At 68.0% G+C, this 17,572-nt stretch carries 16 protein-coding genes; 13 read left to right on the forward strand and 3 right to left on the reverse strand.

Features of this window, described 5'->3' with window-relative positions:
• Nucleotides 1-66 precede the first annotated feature (66 nt).
• The 8 genes from F787_RS0101580 (at nt 67) to F787_RS0101615 (ending at nt 8,772) form a co-directional block, all read left to right on the forward strand.
• A complete protein-coding gene (locus F787_RS0101580; protein WP_028491111.1) occupies nt 67-972 on the forward strand; it encodes an ABC transporter ATP-binding protein in 906 nt (301 codons plus the stop codon).
• A gap of 6 nt (nt 973-978) precedes the next feature.
• Nucleotides 979-1,767, forward strand: a complete 789-nt coding sequence (locus tag F787_RS0101585; protein ID WP_028491112.1) for an ABC transporter permease — start codon at nt 979-981, stop codon at nt 1,765-1,767.
• Nucleotides 1,768-1,880: 113 nt separating this feature from the next.
• Nucleotides 1,881-3,470 carry a PAS domain-containing methyl-accepting chemotaxis protein gene (locus F787_RS0101590; RefSeq protein ID WP_028491113.1) on the forward strand — a complete coding sequence of 530 codons (1,590 nt, stop codon included), beginning with the start codon at nt 1,881-1,883 and terminating at the stop codon, nt 3,468-3,470.
• A 79-nt stretch (nt 3,471-3,549) separates the two neighbouring features.
• Nucleotides 3,550-4,329: an FKBP-type peptidyl-prolyl cis-trans isomerase gene (locus tag F787_RS0101595; protein WP_028491114.1), complete on the forward strand. Its 780-nt coding sequence runs from the start codon at nt 3,550-3,552 to the stop codon at nt 4,327-4,329.
• Nucleotides 4,329-5,825 (forward strand): S10 family peptidase, encoded by a 1,497-nt coding sequence (locus F787_RS0101600; RefSeq protein ID WP_042805571.1) that lies wholly within the window; start codon nt 4,329-4,331, stop codon nt 5,823-5,825. The genes F787_RS0101595 and F787_RS0101600 overlap by 1 nt, the downstream gene beginning before the upstream one ends.
• A 63-nt stretch (nt 5,826-5,888) precedes the next feature.
• Nucleotides 5,889-6,533: a transcriptional repressor LexA gene (gene lexA / locus F787_RS0101605; RefSeq protein ID WP_028491116.1), complete on the forward strand. Its 645-nt coding sequence runs from the start codon at nt 5,889-5,891 to the stop codon at nt 6,531-6,533.
• Entirely contained in the window at nt 6,530-7,183 is a 654-nt protein-coding gene (imuA, locus tag F787_RS0101610) for a translesion DNA synthesis-associated protein ImuA (RefSeq protein ID WP_018869342.1), read from the forward strand. The genes lexA and imuA overlap by 4 nt, the downstream gene beginning before the upstream one ends.
• 146 nt (nt 7,184-7,329) lie before the next feature.
• Complete coding sequence (locus F787_RS0101615; RefSeq protein ID WP_028491117.1) at nt 7,330-8,772, forward strand: DNA polymerase Y family protein; 1,443 nt, start codon at nt 7,330-7,332, stop codon at nt 8,770-8,772.
• A gap of 10 nt (nt 8,773-8,782) precedes the next feature.
• On the opposite strand, the gene rnk is transcribed toward F787_RS0101615, so the two are convergent.
• Complete coding sequence (rnk, locus tag F787_RS0101620; RefSeq protein WP_018869340.1) at nt 8,783-9,193, reverse strand: nucleoside diphosphate kinase regulator; 411 nt, start codon at nt 9,191-9,193, stop codon at nt 8,783-8,785.
• A 239-nt stretch (nt 9,194-9,432) separates the two neighbouring features.
• Between rnk and F787_RS0101625 the strand changes: the two genes are divergently transcribed.
• Both F787_RS0101625 and F787_RS0101630 read left to right on the forward strand, forming a co-directional pair.
• The gene (locus F787_RS0101625) at nt 9,433-9,978 is read left to right on the forward strand and encodes a hemerythrin domain-containing protein (RefSeq protein ID WP_028491118.1); all 546 of its coding nucleotides are present in this window, start codon (nt 9,433-9,435) and stop codon (nt 9,976-9,978) included.
• Complete coding sequence (locus F787_RS0101630) at nt 9,971-10,729, forward strand: hemerythrin domain-containing protein (protein ID WP_028491119.1); 759 nt, start codon at nt 9,971-9,973, stop codon at nt 10,727-10,729. Before F787_RS0101625 ends, F787_RS0101630 begins: the two co-directional genes overlap by 8 nt.
• Here the strand turns inward: F787_RS0101630 and F787_RS0101635 are convergent.
• Together F787_RS0101635 and F787_RS0101640 are read right to left on the reverse strand one after the other, a co-directional pair.
• Complete coding sequence (locus F787_RS0101635) at nt 10,726-11,481, reverse strand: metallophosphoesterase (RefSeq protein ID WP_028491120.1); 756 nt, start codon at nt 11,479-11,481, stop codon at nt 10,726-10,728. The genes F787_RS0101630 and F787_RS0101635 overlap by 4 nt on opposite strands.
• A 70-nt stretch (nt 11,482-11,551) precedes the next feature.
• Nucleotides 11,552-12,916 (reverse strand): NAD(P)/FAD-dependent oxidoreductase, encoded by a 1,365-nt coding sequence (locus tag F787_RS0101640; protein ID WP_028491121.1) that lies wholly within the window; start codon nt 12,914-12,916, stop codon nt 11,552-11,554.
• Between the two features lie 374 nt (nt 12,917-13,290).
• Here F787_RS0101640 and F787_RS0101645 point away from each other — a divergent pair, with 374 nt between their 5' ends.
• From F787_RS0101645 to F787_RS0101655, 3 genes are all read left to right on the forward strand, one after another.
• The gene (locus F787_RS0101645) at nt 13,291-14,697 is read left to right on the forward strand and encodes a cytochrome ubiquinol oxidase subunit I (protein ID WP_018869335.1); all 1,407 of its coding nucleotides are present in this window, start codon (nt 13,291-13,293) and stop codon (nt 14,695-14,697) included.
• A gap of 4 nt (nt 14,698-14,701) precedes the next feature.
• The gene (gene cydB / locus F787_RS0101650) at nt 14,702-15,703 is read left to right on the forward strand and encodes a cytochrome d ubiquinol oxidase subunit II (RefSeq protein ID WP_018869334.1); all 1,002 of its coding nucleotides are present in this window, start codon (nt 14,702-14,704) and stop codon (nt 15,701-15,703) included.
• 502 nt (nt 15,704-16,205) lie between these two features.
• Nucleotides 16,206-17,570 carry a sigma-54-dependent Fis family transcriptional regulator gene (locus F787_RS0101655; RefSeq protein ID WP_028491122.1) on the forward strand — a complete coding sequence of 455 codons (1,365 nt, stop codon included), beginning with the start codon at nt 16,206-16,208 and terminating at the stop codon, nt 17,568-17,570.
• Nucleotides 17,571-17,572: the final 2 nt, after the last annotated feature.

The raw sequence follows: 17,572 nt of genomic DNA on the forward strand, positions 1-17,572 counted from the left end.
GCACCCGGCGGGAACACCTTACACTGTGCGGGATCCCGACTACTCGTTTTGCGAAAAGGACACCCCTTGACCGCCATCCGCATCCAGGACCTGCGCAAGTGGTACGACGGCACGCCGGTGGTGGACGGCGTCAACCTGGACATCCCGGAGGGCGAGTTCTTCGGCCTGCTGGGCCCCAACGGGGCGGGCAAGACCACCACCCTGCGCATGCTGCTGGGCCTCACGCCCATTGATGCCGGTCACATCGAGGTCCTCGGCCGGAGCATGCCCGAGGGCGAGCGGGCGGTCCGCCACCGACTGGGCGTGGTGCCGCAGTTCGACACCCTGGATCCCGATTTCACCGTCAGCGAGAACATGAGCACCTATGCCTCGTATTTCGGCCTGTCCGGCCCCTCGCTGCACACGCACATCGACCGGCTGCTGGAACGGGTGAACCTGAGCGACAAGCGCGACGCGCCGATCCAGTCACTGTCCGGGGGCATGAAGCGCCGCCTGACCCTCGCCCGCGCGCTGATCAACGACCCGGCCGCGGTGATCCTCGACGAACCCACGACCGGACTGGATCCCCAGGCCCGTCACCACCTCTGGCGACAGCTGCGCGAGCTGCGTGCCTCGGGCGTCACCCTGGTGCTGACCACGCACTACACGGAGGAGGCCGAGGAGCTGTGCGACCGCATCGCGATCATCGACCATGGCCGCATCATCGCCTGTGACACGCCCGCCGGGCTGATCCAAGAGCACGTCGAGCCGTGGGTGGCCACGGTCGCCGGCCACGGCGCCGCCGCCTCCATCGAAAACGAACTGGGGCCGCGCGACCGCGCCCACCAGGTCGCCGACACCTGGCTGATCTACACCCCCGACCCGGAAGGCCTGCGCGGCCGGCTGGAGGCGCGCGGGGAACGCATGGGCCTGCGCGAGGCCAACCTCGAAGACGTCTTCCTCAAGCTCACCGGCCACGACCTGCGGGACTGAATGCCCATGCGCCAGCGCACCCACCCCCTGCTGCCCCGCCCCGGCCCGCGCCTGTTCAAGGTGTGGCGCCGCAATCTGCGGGTGTGGCGCAAACTGATGCTGCCGGCGGTGGTCGGCAATTTCGGCGAACCGATCCTCTACCTGCTCGCGTTCGGGGTCGGCTTTGGCGCCATGGTGGGCGAGGTCGACGGCATGCGCTACATGGTGTTCATCGCCTCCGGCATCGTCGCCTCCAGCGCGATGATGACCGCCAGCTTCGAGGGCATGTACTCGGCCTATACGCGCATGGCAGAACAGAACACCTGGCTCGGCATGCTGGCGACCCCGCTGACCCTGGACGACATCGTCTTCGGCGAGGCGATCTGGGCGGCCACCAAGGGCCTGGTCAGCGCCATCACCGTGCTGATCGTCGCCAGCCTGCTGGGCCTGGTGACCGACGCGCGCGCCCTGCTCGCACTGCCGGTGATCTTCCTCGCCGCCTTTACCTTCGGCGCGCTGGCGCTGGTCGTCACCTCGCTGGCGCGCAGCTACGATTTCTTCCTCTACTATTTCACCCTGGCGGTCACGCCCATGCTGCTGCTCTCCGGAGTATTCTTCCCGCTGGAACAATTGCCCGACTGGGTGCAGACCCTGGCCTGGATGCTGCCACTGGCCCACGTAATCGAGCTGGTCCGACCCTTGATGACCGGCAGCTGGCCAGTGCAGTGGCTGCCCCATCTTGCCGTCATCACCGGCTACGGCGCCGTGGCCATCAGCCTGGCCAGCTACCGCATCCGTCGCCGCCTTCTTCGCTGACCCCGAAAAATCAATTGACAGCGCTAACAAAAGGGATTTAGCTTCAGTTCCGCCCGCAGCCGCCGTAAGCCTGCAAGAGACCCGGCAACACGGCCTTTCCCGAGGGGGGGAACATGAAGAAGAATCTTCCGGTCACCCAACGTGAGGTGGACTACCCCGAGAGCGCCAATATTCTTTCCACTACCAACCTCAAGGGCGCCATCACCTACGTGAACCCGGATTTCCTCCGGATCAGCGGTTTCGAGCACGAAGAGCTGATTGGCAAGAACCACAACGTCATCCGCCACCCGGACATGCCGCCGGCCGCCTTCGCCGATCTCTGGAACACCATCAAGAGCGGACGCTCGTGGATGGGCATGGTCAAGAACCGCTGCAAGAACGGGGACCACTACTGGGTCAGCGCCTATGTCACTCCGGTCATGCGGGATGGTCAAGTGGTTGAATACCAGTCCGTACGCACCAAACCCCGGCGCGAACACGTAGAAGCGGCCGAACGCGTCTATGCCGATCTGATGCAGGAGCGCACGCCACTGGCCCTGCGCCTGCCCCGGATGGGCATCAAGACCCGGGCCCTTGCTTCCATCGCCGGCGGGCTGGCGGCCGGGCTGGGCGTGGCCGCCGCCTTTACCGGCCTGACAGCCCCCAGTGCCGCAGTGATCGCCGCTTCGGGACTGGTGGTAGGTGGCGGACTGGCGTGGAACGGTCTTTCTCCGTTATGCAACGCGGTCGCCCGGGCGCGCCGACTCACCGGCAACCCGATCAGCCAGTACATCTATACCGGCCGCATGGACGAAGCCGGGGAACTGGAATTCGCCATGCGGATGCTGGAAGCCGAAGCCGGCGCGGTGGTCGGCCGCATGGGCGACGCGGCGGAACAGCTCGGCGAGACCGCCGAAGGCCTGACGGCCGCGGTCAATGAAAGCCGCTCCGCCTGCGACCGGCAGCAGCAGGAGACCGAGGAGGTCGCCAGTGCGACCAACCAGATGGTCAACAGTGTGCAGGACGTTGCCCGCAGCGCACAGAGCACCGCGGACGCCGCCGATCAGACCGATTCCGAGGCCCGCGAAGGCCAGGAAATCGTCCAGGAAAGTACCCGCTCGATCGAAACCCTGGGTGAAGAAGTTGCGCGCGGAGCCGCGGTCATGAGCGAACTGGGGGAAGAAAGCGAGAAAATCAGCAGCGTTCTGGACGTCATCCGGGGTATCGCGGAGCAGACCAACCTGCTCGCCCTGAATGCGGCCATCGAGGCCGCCCGCGCCGGCGAACAGGGTCGCGGGTTCGCCGTGGTCGCCGACGAGGTCCGCACCCTCGCCAGCCGGACCCAGAACTCCACCTCCGAAATCCAGGCGATGATCGAAAGGCTTCAGGACCGGGCCCGGGCCGCCTCGGAAGTCATGAACCAGAGCCATGAACAGGCCCGTGCGAGTGTCGACCAGGCCCGCCGAGCCGCCGAATCCCTGACTCATATCACCGAAGGGATCGCGCGCATACGCGACATGAGCAATCAGATCGCCGCCGCCGTGGAAGAACAAGGGACCGCCGGAGGCGAGATTAACCGCGGCGTGGAAACCATTCGCAGTGCGGCCGACACGACGGCTACGCGCGCCGGGGACAGCCATGGTGCCGCCCGTTCCGTCAGCGAACTGGCGGCCGGTCTGCAGAATCTCTCCCGACAATTCTGGGAGCAGCGGCGTCAGGGTTGAAGAGACACGGATTCATGCGCGCACTCACCGGGCCCGGTCTGGTAGGTTATTCCTCCTGCCAACTGGTTCCGGAGGGCTCATGAAGGCCTGGTTGTTTGCAATCTTCATCACTCTGATCCTGCCCGCCACCGCGCTGGCGGAAAACGTCCAGATCCGCGACCTCGAAAAAGGCGAAGGCCCCGAGGTCGTGCGTCATGACACCGTGACCGTACATTACACCGGCTGGGTGTACGAGGATGGCGAGGACCAGGGCGAACCCTTCGACTCCAGTCGCGACCGCGGCCAGCCGTTTACCCTGACCCTGGGCGCCGGCGAGGTCATTCCGGGCTGGGAGAAAGGCCTGGAAGGCATGCGCGAGGGCGGGAAGCGCGAGATCATCATCCCGCCGGAACTGGGCTACGGGTCACGCGGCGCCGGTGACGTGATCCCGCCGAACGCCACTCTGCGCTTCGAAGTGGAGATCCTGGAAGTGGAGCGGGCGCCCTTCGGCGGCCTGAACAATAACGAGCTGGCCGGGATGCTCGAACGCGACGATGTCACGATCATCGACATCCGCCGGCCCGACGAATGGGCCGAGACCGGGGTGGTCGAAGGCAGCCTGCGCATGACCGCCTTCGACGAACGCGGCCAGTTCATTCCGCAATTCGGTCAGGCGTTCACCGATGCCGTAGACCCGGATGACACCGTGGTCCTGATCTGCCGCACCGGCAGCCGCACCGGCGTACTGGCCCGCGCGCTGGCCGACGGTCTGGGGTACGAGGACGTCCATAACGTCACCGACGGCATCAAGCACTGGCTCGAAGAAGACCGCGTGGTGCGCCACGACTGCCCCGATACCGAGGAGACGGCGGTTTGCTGATGCGGCGACACGCCGGCCCCGGGGCCCTCGGTCTGGTCCTGCTGCTGCTCGCTGCCCCGGCACCGGGCGAAGAAGACAATCGTGAGGACCTTCCGGCGGTACTCCCCGAGCCGGTGACCACCACGCATTCGCTGGAAACGGTGGACGGCGAACGGCTGGAGTACCGCGCGACGGTCGGCTACACCCCGCTGGGCGAGGATCGCGAACGCCCCGAGGCGCGGGTCTTCAGCGTGGCCTATACGGTGGACGACGAAGAAGCCGACCGCCCGGTGACCTTCCTGTTCAACGGCGGACCGGGGGCGGCCTCGGCCTATCTCAACGTCGGCGGACTCGGACCGCGGGTCCTGGACACCGACGACCGGGGCCTGTCGGCCGCCACGCCACCACGGCTGACGGACAACCCGAAGACCTGGCTGGCGTTTACCGACCTCGTGTTCGTCGATCCGCCGGGCACCGGCTTCAGCCGGGTGATGGAGGCCGGCGATCCCGAAGATTTCTTCGAGCCGGAGGGCGACCTGGCCGCCCTGGAAGAAACCCTGGAACGCTGGCTGGACGACCACGAACGGCGCGGCGACCCGGTGTACCTCGGCGGGGAAAGCTATGGCGGCTATCGCGCCGGTGCCCTGCCGGCGCGGCTGATGCGCAACTCCGGCATCAGCGTCTCGGGCACGGTGCTGGTCTCCCCCGCGCTGGATTTCGGCATGCTCGAGGGCGGCACCGGCCGCCCGCTCCCGCACGCACTGATGCTGCCGGCGCTGACCGCCTCGGCACGCGCGCATGACCGCCTGGGCGATGACCCGCCGAGCCTCGAGCAGGCGGAGGCATTCGCGCTGGGGGACTATCTCGAAGGCCTGCTGCACCCGGGGCGGATCGACGCGGACTGGATCGATGAAGTGGCCCGATTCACCGGGATCGACCGCGACCACCTGCGCGCGACCGGCGGCCGCGTCACCCTGAACATGGCGCAGCGTGGCCTGCTGCGGGACGAGGGCCGGCTGGTCAGCCTGTACGATGGCGGGATCGATTCGCCCAATCCGGTCCCGACCCGCGCGCGACCGCGGGCCGATGCCATCCTCGACGGTCTGGTGGCCCCGCTGTCCACCGCCATGCTGGACCACCTGCGCAACACCCTGGACTGGTCACACGGGCATCAGTATCGCCTGCTCAGCCGCGAAGTCTTCGGTGCCTGGGACTGGGACAGCTCGCAGCGGACCGGCCCGGCCTCGGCGATGGACGACCTGGCCACCGCCCTGGCACTGGATCCCCGCTTTCGCATCTTCAGCGTGCACGGCGAGGCCGACCTGATCACCCCCTATTTCGCCACCGAATGGCTGCTGGGGCAGATCGCGCATGCCGCGGACCCGGGCGACGACGAGCGCATCGTCACCGGCCGCTATCCCGGCGGGCACATGCTGTACATGCGTGCCGACACCAACGCCGAGCTGTTCGACGACGCCCGGCGCTTCTACACCGGACACGCAGCGGACCCCGACTGACCGCTTGCCGACCCGGGCGCCCTCCGGTTACTGTAATTATGAACAGTATCCGGAGCCGCCCCCGTGTCGTCCGTCCCGTCGCTCACCCCGCGCCAGCAGGCCATCCTCGACTACATCACCGAGGTGGTCACCACCCAGGGCACCGCGCCTACGCGCAACGAGATCGCCGCGGCCTTCGGTTTCCGCTCGCCCCATGCGGCGGAATGCCACCTCAAGGCCCTGGCGCGCAAGGGCGCGATCGAACTGGTGGGCGGGGCGGCCCGCGGGATCCGCCTGTCCCCCGAGGCCCGCCCGTCTCCCGGCACGCCCCCGGAAGCGGACGGCATCCCCCTGATCGGCCGGGTCGCGGCCGGGTCGCCGCTGCTGGCCACCGAACACATCGAGGGGCACTACCAACTCGGCGACGCCCTGTTCCGCGCCCGCCCCGACTACCTGTTGCGGGTACACGGCGAAAGCATGCGCGATGCCGGCATCCTCGACGGCGACCTGCTCGCCGTGCGCCGCACGCCGGAGGCCCGGGAAGGCCAGATCGTGGTCGCGCGCATCGAGGACGAGGTCACGGTCAAGCGCTTCCACCACGATGGTTCGCGGATCCGCCTGCTGCCCGAAAACCCCGATTTCGCCCCCATCGATATCGACCCCGAGCGCCGCGAACTCGCGATCGAGGGGATCGGCGTGGGCGTGCTGCGCGATCTGGAAAGGGAATGAGCCGCGCCCTGGACTCACTGCTGGAACACCCGTCCCTGTGGCGCGGCCGCCAGGGCGCCCCCGCCAGCGGCGACGCGGTCTGGCCAGCGGGGACACCCGAACTGGAAACGGCCCTGGGCGGCGGCTGGCCGCGCGGCCAGCTGGTGGAACTGCTGGGCGCGCCCTTCGGCAGCGGCGAGACCCGCCTGCTGGTCCCGATGCTCGCCGCCTGCGGGCGCGCGCGGCTGTGGATCGCCCTGATCGGCCCGCCGGCCACCCCCTGGCTCCCCGGCTGGCAACAGCTGGGCATTCCCCCGGAGCGGGTCCTGCTGGTGCGGGCCGACCAGGACGGCGAACGCCTGTGGAGTGCGGAACAGTGCCTGCGCGACCCCGCCTTTGGCGTGTTGCTGATCTGGATCCACGGCCCCGCGGAGACCGCACGACTGCGGCGTCTGCGCCTGGCGGCCGGCGAAAGCCGCGCCTGTGCCGTGCTCCATCGTCCACCACAGGCCGCGGAACAGCCCTCACCCGCACATCAGCGCCTGCAATGGCAGCCCCATGGCCGGGGCCTGCGCCTGCACTTCATCAAGGGCAGCGGCGCCCGGTACCGGCGCGGCCGGCCGCTGGATCTCTCCGTGGCGCACCCGCCTCCCGCGGAGGGCACCCCGTGATCCCGGACACACGTCCTGCACGACCGGCACCCGACACGGAGCAGGCCCACCCGGGCCCGACCCTGCAACTGCTCCCGGGGCTCCCGGAGCCGGCGCGGGAACCTGACCCCGCTCCCGTCCCCGCGCCGGAGGCCCGGGAATGCTGGCTGGCCGTGCAGCTTCCGCATCTGGCCCTGGATCTTCAGGCCCGCCGCCGCGCGGATGCCGCCCGTCTCGCGCAGCATCCCCTGCTGATCGTGGAACGCGGGGAACGACCCCGGGTGCATGCCGCCAACCGTGCCGCGCGCCGCGCCGGCGCCCGCCCGGACATGCCCCTGGGCGATGCCCTGGCCCTTCTGGACACCCCGGAACTGATCGAGGACGACCCGGCGGCCCGCGCGCGCGAGATTCACCAACTCGCCGCCGCCCTGCTGCAGTTCAGCGACCACGTGCATCCCGAACCCGAAGAGCAGCGCATCCTGCTCGAGGTCGGGTGCAGCCGGCGCCTGTTCGGCGGGCTGCCGGCCCTGCGCGAACGGGCAGAGGCGGTGCTGCGCGAACTGGGTTTCCAGCCGCGCACCGGCATGGCCCGCAGCCCGGCTGCTGCACGGCTGTTCGCCGCGCACCGGCACCCGGAGATCCCCGAGGACCGCGACGCCCTGCGCCGCAACCTGGCACGCTTCCCGCTGAACACCCTGCCGTTGCCCGCGGGCACCCGCGAGGCCCTGCAGGCCACCGGCCTGCGGATGTTCGGTGACCTGCTGCGTCTGCCGCGCACGGAACTGGCACGACGCCACGAACCGGAACTTCTGCAGACCATCGACCGCCTGCTGGGTGATGCCCGCGAGGCCCTGCCGCGCTTTTGCCCCCCGGCCACCCTCGAACTCGCCCTGCGCCTGGATCACGAGATCCGCGCGAGCACCGCGCTGGTGTTCCCCCTGCGCCGCCTGCTGCAGCAGGCCGAGCAGCAACTGCGCGGGCGGGCCCTGAGCCTGCAGCGCATGCAGCTGGAACTGCGGCATCGCGAGACCACCACCCGCCTGAGCCTGGAACGCGGCCAGCCCGGCATCCGCGCGGCGGACTGGCTGAGCCTGTGGCAGACCCGACTGGAGCGCGAGAGCCTGCAGGCCCCGGTCATCGGCCTGCGCCTGCACGCGGCCGACTTGCTGGACCCGCCCGCCACCGATGACGGCCTGCTGACCGGGGATCCCGCCGGCGAGAACAGCCCGGGCATGCACCTGCCCGCCGTGCTTGCCCGCCTGCGGGCACGCCTGGGGGCACAGAAGGTCGGCGGCCTGAGTAACCGGGGAACCCCGGCCCCGGAAGACGCGCAGGAGCCCGTCGGCTCCGCCCTGCAACGGGGCCGATCCACGCCCGGTCCCGCGCAGCAGGCCTGCGGCACGGCCCTGTGGGTGCACGCGCCGGTGCCGGCAGCGGCCACGGATCTGCAGGGGCTGCAGCCCCTGGGACGCATGGAAAACGGCTGGTGGGACCGGGGAAACGATCAGCGCCGCGACTATGCCCTGGCGCGCGACCCCCGCGGTCGCGGGGTCTGGGTGTTCCGCTGCCTGCGCAGCGGGCAATGGTATCGCCAGGGCTACTGGGGATAGGACCCCGCGGTTACCGGTGGTGTTCGCCCGCCCGCTCCGGCTGAAACAGCACCTTGTCGATGCGCACGTGCATCACGCCCCCGCCCGGACGCGGCCACTCGATCTCCTCGCCTTCCGAGAGCCCGAGCAGGGCACTGCCTACCGGCGCCATGATCGAGAGCGTCTGCCCGCTGTCATCCATGTCACGCGGGTAGACCAGGGTCATGGTGAATTCCTCCCCGGATTCCACCACCCGGAAGCGCACGCTGGAGTTCATGGTTACCACCGACGCCGGCATCTCGTGCGAGTCCACTACCCGCGCACGATCCAGTTCGGCCTCCAGCCCGGACTTGCCGGGCCAGTCTTCCGCCGAAGCGGATTCCAGCAGCTTGTCCAGCCGTTCCATGTCGGTTGCCGAAACAACGATCTCGGGCTTGTCCACAACTCCACCTCTCAGGGCCGGTCACCGATTCCGGGGTGACCGGACGAACATGCAGGGAAAGGCCGCCGCGGCAACGACGGACACTACAAAGCCGGGCACGCGGACGCCGGTGCCTCTGTCCCATCGATTCTGGGGGCGAATGACACAAAAGACAAACCCTCCGCACGATGTGATCCGCATCAAGGCCACACGGTCACCGAACTGCTACACAGGGGACAGATGTGCATCCCGAGGCCCGCATGAATCTCCAGATGAACGAACCGTTGCCCGGCTTCGATCGCCCCCTCGAAGTCCTGCGTGCCTGTCATCGTCGCCTGAAGGGCTGTCTGGAGACGCTCGACCGCCTGCAGGCCCATGTCCCCGATCATGGCGCGGATGCCGAGGCCCAGGCCGCCGCCCAGCGGCTGCTGAAATATTTCCACGCCTCCGCACCGCATCACCATGCCGACGAGGACGAAGATCTGTTCCCGCGGCTCAAGGGCCTCGGCAATCATCCCGACTGCCACCCCCAGCTGCCCGACTGGCTGGACCGCCTCACCGCGGAGCACGAAACCCTGGAAAACGGCTGGTCCCGGCTCGAGCCGGCCCTGCTCGACATCGCCGAAGGACGCGATGCCTCGCTGGACGGCGCGGCGGAATGGATCGACCAGTACCGCCGCCATCTGGCCCTCGAGGAAGAAGCCGTGCTGCCGCTGGCCGAACACCTGCTGGACGCCGATCAATGCCGCGCCGTCGGCGAATCCATGGCCCGCCGGCGCGACCTGGAACCGGAATCCCATGGCTGATTTCACTCTCGACCTGCGCGGGCTGGGCGACCATGCCCATACCCGCGCCTACTACACCCTGCGCGAACTCGGCGCCGGCCAGACCTTCGACGTGCTGGTGGAGGAAGAGCCCGAACTGCTGATGGCCGCGGTCGCACAGCAACTGCGTCATGCCATCCACTGGGAAACCGTCGAGGCCGGCCCGCCGCTGTGGACCCTGCGGGTCCGCCGGCGCGACGACACCGAACCCGTCGACCTGGTCGATCTCCTCACCCGCGACCACCTGCGTATCGACCGCCTGTTCGCCAGCGCCCTGCACCGGGTCAATGCCGGCGACGCCGAGGGCGCAGCACCGGCGTTTCATGCCTACGTCGCCGGGCTGCGACGCCACGTACACGTGGAGAACGAACTGATCGTCCCGCTGCTCGATCTGCCGCGCCATCCCCGCGGCGATGACCCGACCTCGATCATGCTGCGCGAACACGAGGAGCTGCTGGACCAGACCGCGATGCTGGAACACGAATTCACCGAGGGCGTGGACGAACCCTGGGCCATCGCGCCATTCTTCGCCCTGATCTCGGGCGGTCTGGCCAAACACGAAGGACGCGAGGAACAGAACCTGTTTCCCCACTGGAGCCGGCATTTGCGCGAACAACCCGATGTCGCGCGCGAACTCTTCGGCAAGGCCCGGAGCATGCTCATCGTCCCCGGCGAGGCGGACGAAACGGAGGATTCGCCGGAAACGGACCATTCCCGGGGGCCTGCCCGCTAAGGATCCTCGATCCCCGGCGTCAGGGTCTCCAGCCGGCCGTCCGGATACAGGCCGACCACCCCGGCCCGCCCGACACCGCGCACCCGCACCCCGTCCGGGGTATATGCCTCGTAGTCCTGGTGATGGTGCCCGTGAACGATCAGTACGGCCCCCAGCAGCTCGGCCAGGCCGTCGATGGTGTCGAAGCCGCTCGCATGCGGCGACGGCGCCTCGTGGGTGATCAGGATATCGGCCCGCAGCCCGCGCAGGCGTTCGATGTCTTCGGGATAGATGGAGGTGCGATGGCGCCGGGGCAGACCCGGCTCGCGATCCCCGGCACCCTGCCAGCGATCGCGTTCCGGGAGCTGCGCCACATGTTCGTTTCGGGTGAAGAAGACCGGCGCCTTGCAGCGCGGGCCCCGCGGGTACCAGACGCGGCCACGGAACACCCCGCCGAGACCCGCTACCGGCCGGCCGGCCACTTCCGCGACACGCGCGTGCAAATTGCCCGCCACATAGGAACTGCCGAACACATGCGCCCAGGCCGCATCGGTATCACTCTCGTGATTGCCGGGGATCCAGTAGATCTCCGGCATCGTGGCGCCCGCCGCCACGGCTTCCCGCAACGGCGCCAATACTGCATCCAGCGACTGTTCGCGCAGCTCCATGTCCCCCAGCAGAACCACCGCCCGTGGACGGTGGCGGGCCACCGCCTCGATCAGGGGATCGAAGAGGCCATGGGGATCGCCATAGAACAGAATATCGGGTGCCACGCCGCTCCCGGGGGTTCGCGAATGCGCCTACCCTAACGCATCCCCGCCCCCGGGCGCGCGCTGCCCGCGATCAGCGGAGGTAACGCCCCCGCAGCATGTTGTAGTACAGCGGCTTGATCATGTGCACCTTCAGTCGCCACCACATCCAGCTTGGCTGTCCCTGATCGATGAAGCCGAAGGTCGGGACCTCTTCCAGGGTGTAGTCAAACTCGACCAGGGCCGCCTTGCCGACCTCGGTGATCAGCGGGCAGGAGGTGTAGCCGTCGAAACGCTGTTGCGGTTCGCGATCCTGCAGCACCGACACCAGGTTGTCCGGGGTCACCGACCCGTGGGCCCGGACCGTGGAGGCCGTCTTGCCAATCGCCGTGTCCACCACGTCGCCGGCGCCGAACACGTTCGGGTAGCGGGCATGCTGCAGGGTCTGGTCGTCCACGGCCAGCCAGCCGCCCTCCGCCAGACTGCCGTCTTCCACCGCCAGACCGGCCTCGCGCACCCAGTCGTGGGCGCGCATGGGCGGCACCACGTGCAGGTAGTCGTAGTCCACCGTCTCGCGATTGCCGTCGCCGTCCACGAAGGTCGCACGGTGCAGCTCGGGCTCCACGCCCTGCAGCACGGACCCGGATTCGATCCCGACTCCGCGCTCGCGATAGATGTCGCGCACCATCCCGTCAAAACGTTCGACGCTGAACAGCGCGCCTTCCGGGGCGTGATAGTGGAATTCCATGCGATCCCGCTGCCCCGCCTTGCGCAGCAGGTCCTCCGCGATCAGGGTCGCCTTGATCGGTGCACCCGCGCACTTGATCGGCGTATTCGGAATGGTGAAGCGGGCCACCCCGCCCTGCTCGCCCAGGCGCTGCGTCTGTTCGTAGGCATGCCGCGCCTGCTCGGGGCCGGCATAGATACTGGTCAGGCCGTTCTGCCCGATATCCGCGCGCTCCAGGCCTTCGATCGCCTCGTAATCCAGATGGATCCCGGTGGCCACGACCAGGAAGTCATAATCCAGACGATCGCCGCCGGCGGTCTCGACCACCTGGCTCTCCGGATCCACTGCGGCCACGTAGTCCTTCTTCCAGTCGACGCCGCGCGGGATGTAATGCTCGTTGCGCGCGGTCACGTCGCTGACCGAATAGGTCCCGGCCGCGACCAGGGTCCAGCCGGGCTGGTAGTGATGGGTCTCGCTCGGCTCCACCACGGTGATGCGCGCCCCGTCCAGCAGGTCGCGCAACCGCGCCGCCACGGTCAGCCCGGCGGCGCCGCCGCCCAGCACAACGATCCGCGCGCGGGTCTGCACTCCGGCCTGCGCCGCCGCGGGCGCGGACCCCACGGCTGCCGCGGCGGTCAGCCCGCCGGTCAGTTTCAGGAAATCCCGCCGCGAAAGTCCGTCCCGCAATACCAGCGGTGCCTTCGACGAACCTGCCTTATTGCGATCTGTCATGTGTATGCCTCCTCGCGACCCCGTCATCCCGCGGGGCGTCTTTTTCCGGAGCGGTCGCCGGTGGCGCCGCGCTTCAACCCTTCTGACATACAGTTTTCGTGCCAGTGCCACAAAACCCGCAAAAACCGCTTTCCGCGCGCCTCGGCCGCCCGACTCCGGACGCTTTGTCTGCCGTGACTGTCATTTCCATGTTCCAGACTGTCATGTGCGGCATGTACAACACCCCGGGACCACGAGGCTCGTCCCGGACCGATGCCGCAAACCGCGTCGCAGCGCGAACACGCACGCCAGAGCGAGAACTGGCACGCAACTTGATTGTCATCCGGGCGGAACGCACCACGCGTCCTCTCTCAATCGTTCACGGAGGCAATGCCATGGAGCTTGACCCCTTACTCCTGTCACGACTGCAGTTCGCATTCGTCGTGTCATTTCACGCACTGTTCCCGGTATTCACCATCGGGCTCGCCTCGTTCATCGCCTTCCTGGAGTTCCGGGCCTGGCAGACCGGTGATGCCCTGTACACCCGGATCTCGAAGTTCTGGATCAAGATCTTCGCGGTCGTGTTCGGCATGGGGGTGGTCTCCGGGATCGTGATGTCCTTCCAGTTCGGCACGAACTGGAGCGTGTTCTCATATGCCACGGCCAATTTCCTCGGGCCGGTGCTGTCCTACGAGGTCATCACCGCGTTCTTCCTGGAGGCGGCCTTCCTCGGCGTACTGCTGTTCGGTCGCGACCGTGTGCCGCAGGGCGTGCACGTTTTCGCGGCGATGATGGTGGCACTGGGCACCTTCATCTCCTCGTTCTGGATCCTGGTGGCCAACAGCTGGATGCAGACGCCCGGCGGTGTGGAGCTGGTTGACGGAGTTTTCCAGGTGACTTCCTGGGGTCAGGCCATCTTCAACGACAGCTTCTGGCCGCGTTTCTTCCACATGGGGCTGGCCTCGCTGCTGACCGCCGGCTTCGTGGTGGCGGGGGTCTCCGCCTACTACCTGCTGCGCAACAAGCACGTCGAGATGAACCGCAAGGCGCTGGGCGTGACCATGTGGATCCTGCTGTTCGCCGCCCCGGCTCAGCTGGTGGTGGGTGACATCCACGGCCTCAACACCTTCGAGCATCAGCCGACCAAGGTGGCGGCGATGGAAGGCGTCTGGGAGACCGAACGCGGGGCCCCGTTCCTGCTGTTCGCCATCCCCGACTCGGCCAACGAGACCAACCACTTCGAGATCGGCCTGCCCAACATGGCTTCGCTGGTGCTGACCCACGAGCTGGACGGCGAGGTGCCCGGACTGAACGAAGTGCCCGCCGAAGAGCGTCCCCCGGTCGGCATCACCTTCTGGTCGTTCCGCATCATGCTGGCCATTGGGTTCGTGATGATCGGCTTCGCCCTGTGGAGCGCCTGGCTGCGCTTCCGTGGCGACCTGTACCAGTCCGAGCGCTTCCTCAAGGGCCTGACCTGGATGATCCCGACGCCGTTCGTCGCGGTGCTGGCGGGCTGGTTCGTGACCGAAACGGGCCGTGCGCCCTGGCTGGTCTACGAAATCATGGACCACGCGACCGGCCTCACGCCGTCGCTGACCGGTGGCATGGCGCTGTTCAGTCTGCTGGGTTACATCGCGGTGTATGCCGTGGTGTTCACCGCCGGCGTCTATTACATCGTGCGCATCGTGCGCAAGGGTCCGGAGCCGGACCAACCGGTGCAGGAGCCGCAGCACGCCAAGCGCCCGCTGTCGGCGGCCGATACGCCGTTCAACGACAACCCTGCCGCTGACGCAAGGAGCTGAAACCATGGTCGATATCACACTGGTATGGGTCGTGATCATCGCCGTCGGGCTGGTCAGCTACGTCCTGATGGACGGGTTTGACCTGGGCGTGGGGATCCTCTTCCCCTTCGCCCCCGGCGAGCAGTCGCGCGACATCATGATGAACTCGGTCGCCCCGGTCTGGGACGGCAACGAGACCTGGCTGATCCTCGGGGGCGCCGGCCTGCTGGCAGCCTTCCCGCTGGTCTACTCGGTGTTCCTGCCGGCTCTGTACATCGGGGTGTTCCTGATGCTGGCCGGGCTGATCTTCCGCGGCGTCGCCTTCGAGTTCCGTTTCAAGGCGAGTTCGGCGAAGTCGCGGCGCGGCTGGAACGCCTCCTTCGCGATCGGCTCGATGGTGGCGGCCTTCGCCCAGGGCGCGGTCGTCGGGGCCTATATCCAGGGCTTCCAGATGGACGGCCTGAACTACGCCGGCACCGCGCTGGACTGGCTGACCCCGTTCACGGTGCTCACCGGTCTGGGTCTGATGGCGGGCTACGCCCTGCTGGGCGCGACCTGGATGATCCTCAAGACCGAGGGTGAAACCCAGGCCTTTGCCTACCGCGTGACCCCGTGGCTGCTGGGTGCCGTGCTGGTGGTGTTCGGGCTGGTCAGTGCGATCACGCCGTTCATCGATGCCAAGGTCATGGAACGCTGGATGGGCACCTTCGAGATCCTGTGGGTCCTTCCGGCCCTGGCGCTGCTGGCGGCCTGGCAGATCCTGCGCTCGGTGCGCCGGCGCCACGAGGGGCTGCCCTTCGTGTCCACGATCGCCCTGTTCATCTTCACTTTCCTGGGGCTGATCGTGAGCAAGTGGCCGTACGTGGTCCCGCCGGACTACACCTTCTGGGACGCCGCATCCTCCCCGGATGCGCAGCTGTTCATCCTGATCGGGGCGCTGTTCATCATCCCGATCATCCTCGGCTACACCGCGTGGACCTACTGGGTCTTCCGCGGCAAGGTCACGGCGGACGCGGGTTACCACTAGCGCCGTCGCCTGACCGTTCAGGGTTTGCGACCGGGTCTTTCTCTCTCTCTCCGGACCCGGCTCGCAGGCAACCGCCCGCTGCGGGGCGTAAGGGAGACACTGCCCCGTATACGCGTTCGTGTTGGTGTCCCATGTTTTCCGAGACCAGGCGCGGCGCGCTGCCGGTAGTGGTTCTACCGGCAAGGGCCGCAACGCAGAATCGGGGAACATGGGACTCCAACCCCGAAGGGGCTCGGCCGCTTTTGCCCGCTGACGGCGTTGCGGCTCGTTCATGTAGCGCGGCTACACTTCACTCACCGCGCCTTGTCAGCGCGCAAAAGCGACTCGAGCACGAACGCGTATACGGGGCAGTGTCTCCCTGGGCGCCACGAACCTTCGGGTTCGTGGCGTTTTTTGTTTGCGGAGCACCGGAACACGATGCGGGAACATGACTCCAACCAGAGACACGGGAGATACTGCGTTGCGCAGGGACCCATTCCCGGACACCGGAGCCGTCAGCATCGTGAACGAAAAGTTGCCCACAGAAGCCGTGCCTCAATGGACACGCGGCCTGGACCGCGACGAGGTGGTCAGCATCCTCGACGTGTTTCAGGAGCCCGCCATCCTGCTGTCGCCGGACTACGACATCCTGGGCGCCAATCAGGCCTATCGGCATCTGTACGAGGTAGATGCCGGGGGCAACGGGCAACGCTGCTACGAAGCCTCGCACGACTTCCGACGGCCCTGTGATGAAGCGGGCGAGACCTGCCCTCTGCGTGACACCCTGGCCACCGGCAAGCCCAACCGCACGCTGCACGTCCACCACACGGCTCGCGGCAAGGAACACGTGGATGTCGAGATGTTCCCGATCCACGGTTCCGACGGCAAGCTGCGCTACCTGATCGAGGTTCTGCACCACCTTCCGGTCTCGTCGCCGCAGGCCGGGGAACAGGGGCTGGTCGGACAGTCCGCCGCCTTCAACGAGATGCTGGGGCTGGTCAGCCGGGTCGCGCCCAGCGAGGCATCGGTGCTGCTGCAGGGCGAGTCGGGCACCGGCAAGGAGCTGGTGGCCCGTGCCGTGCACGACCAGAGCCGCCGCGCGGAAGGCCCGTTCGTGCCGGTGGAATGCTCCGGCCTGACCGAGACCCTGTTCGAAAGCGAGCTCTTCGGCCATGAACGCGGGGCCTTCACCGGGGCCACCCATGCCAAGGCCGGGCTGGTGGAGTCCGCCGCCGGTGGCACGCTGTTCCTCGACGAGATCGGCGACGTGCCCCACGGGCTGCAGGTCAAGCTGCTGCGCCTGCTGGAGACCCGGACCTTCCGGCGGGTGGGCAGCACCGAACCGCGGCGCGCCGATTTCCGCCTGGTCTGTGCCTCGCACCGTGATCTCCGCCAGCTGGTCCGCGAAGGGGAATTTCGCGAGGACCTCTATTACCGGCTGAGCACCTTTCCCATTCGCGTACCGCCGCTGCGCGAACGCAGGGCCGACATCCCGATCCTGTCCCAGGCCCTGTTCGAGCGCCTCGAACTGCCGGCCCGCCCGTATCTCAGTCAGGGCGCGCGCGAGGTGCTGGAACGCTATCCCTTCCCCGGCAACATCCGCGAGCTGCGCAATATCCTGGAACGCGCCGCGCTGCTCAGCGACGGCGAGGAGATCCGTGCGGAACACCTGGGCACCGAGGTGACCGAAGGCGTCGACGACCGCGATCTGCCGCCGCCGCGCGCGCTGGCCGGCGGCGAGATCCGCCCGCTGGAGGAAGTGGAACGCGAATACCTGCGTTACGCGGCCACCGTGCATCGGGGCGACCGGCGCTCGCTGGCGGCGCGTCTGGGACTCAGCGAGCGCAGCCTGTACCGGCACCTGCAGCGGCTGGATGACGACCTCTGAGC

It is taken from the genome of Thioalkalivibrio sp. ALE19, from assembly GCF_000428605.1.
GTDB lineage: Bacteria > Pseudomonadota > Gammaproteobacteria > Ectothiorhodospirales > Ectothiorhodospiraceae > Thioalkalivibrio.